Source organism: Cyanobium sp. LEGE 06143 (assembly GCF_015207535.1).
Taxonomy (GTDB): domain Bacteria; phylum Cyanobacteriota; class Cyanobacteriia; order PCC-6307; family Cyanobiaceae; genus NIES-981.
In genome coordinates this window covers 1-1616 of the sequence record NZ_JADEWP010000306.1, presented here as the reverse complement: position 1 = coordinate 1616, position 1616 = coordinate 1, and the positions used below count along the sequence as shown (strand labels likewise).

The 1616-nt window shown below is 67.1% G+C and carries 1 protein-coding gene; it reads right to left on the bottom strand.

All coding sequences use genetic code 11. The features are described 5' to 3' along the window. Positions 1-1595: aminopeptidase N (gene pepN / locus IQ216_RS13825; RefSeq protein ID WP_193815927.1), on the bottom strand; the 1595-nt coding region annotated here is incomplete at its 3' end. Between the last annotated feature and the right edge of the window lie 21 nt (positions 1596-1616).

Below are 1616 nucleotides of genomic sequence, written 5' to 3'. Positions count from 1 at the left end.
CAGCTGAGGGGCCGCTGGGCCGCAGCCGCCGTGGCCTCGTCTTCCCCTTGCAGCCGCACGGTCAGGGGCTCCCCGGCCTGATCGATCAGGCCCAGGGCCAGGGGAATCACCAGGGGCTGCTTGTCGGGCTGGCCAGGGGTGGGGGGAGTGTGCTGCCGGATCACCAGTTCCAGCTCGCCCCGCTCGCCGTCCCAGTGGCGGTGGATCTGCAGCACCGGCGTGCCGGCCTGGTGATACCAACGCCTGAACTGATCCACATCGAAACGGGCCAGCTCAGGGGTGCCCGCAGCCCAGGCAGCTTCGGCGGCATCCTTCATGGCCTGCACGAAGTCGTCACAGGTGGCGGCGGAGCCGTCGTGGCGGCTCACGTAGAGAGCCATGCCCTGCAGGAACGTCTCCTCACCCAGCAGGGTGTGGAGCGCCCGGATCACCTCCGCGCCCTTCTCATAGATGGTGGTGGTGTAGAAGTTATCGATGGCCTTGTAGGCATCGGGCTGCACCGGATGGGCCGTGGGGCCGGCATCTTCTCGAAACTGGGTGTTGCGCAGCATCGACACGTTTTCGATGCGGTTGAGGGCCGCGCCGTGCAGATCAGCGCTGAAACTCTGGTCCCGGAACACCGTGAGCCCCTCCTTCAGGGAGAGCTGGAACCAGTCCCGGCAGGTGATGCGATTGCCCGTCCAGTTATGGAAGTATTCATGGGCCACCACACTTTCAATCCGCTCGAGCTCGCCATCCGTGGCCGTTTCCTGATCCGCCAGCACCAACTTGGAGTTGAAGATGTTGAGGCTCTTGTTCTCCATGGCGCCCATGTTGAAGTGACGCACCGCCACGATGTTGAACTCATCGAGGTCGTACTCGAGCCCATAGCGCTGCTCATCCCAGGCCATCGCCCGCTTAAGGGAGGCCATGGCATGGGCCGTGAAGGGGCTGTCGCCCGCCTCCACATGCAGCCGCAGTTGCACCGTGCGGCCACTGGCGGTGGTGAAGCACTCGCGCACCTCCTCCAGCTGGCCCGCCACTAGGGCAAACAGGTAGGAGGGCTTGGGGAAGGGGTCGTCCCAGATGGCGTAATGGCGCCCGGGCTCGCCCGCCAGCGCGCCGCTCTCCACGCAGTTGCCATTGGAGAGCAGCACCGGGCAGGCCAGCCGATCGGCCTCGATCCGCACCTGGAAGCGGCTGAGCAGATCGGGGCGGTCGGGGTGATAGGTGATGCGGCGGAACCCCTCGGCCTCGCACTGCGTTGTGAACAGGCCACTGCTCACATAGAGCCCTTCCAGGGTGGTGTTGTGCTCGGGATGGATCCGCACCAGGCTGCGCAGCACGAAGGGGCGCTGGGGCGGTTGCCGCAGCACCAGGCCGTCGTCCAGAAGCCCATAGGCCGACGCCTCCAGGGATTCGGCGTCGAGGTGGAGCTCCAGCAGCTCCAGGTCCAGGCCGCGCAGCTCCAGCGGCCCCGGCTCTGCGGCGGGGTTGGGCCGCAGCGCCAGGCGGGCCTCCACCTCGGTGTGGTCGTCGAACAGCCGCACCGTCAGGTCGGTGCGGTCCAGCAGGCAGGGGGCGGGGCGGTAGTCGCAGCGGTGCACCGTGGCCATGAAACCGGGAGACGGGGGGAC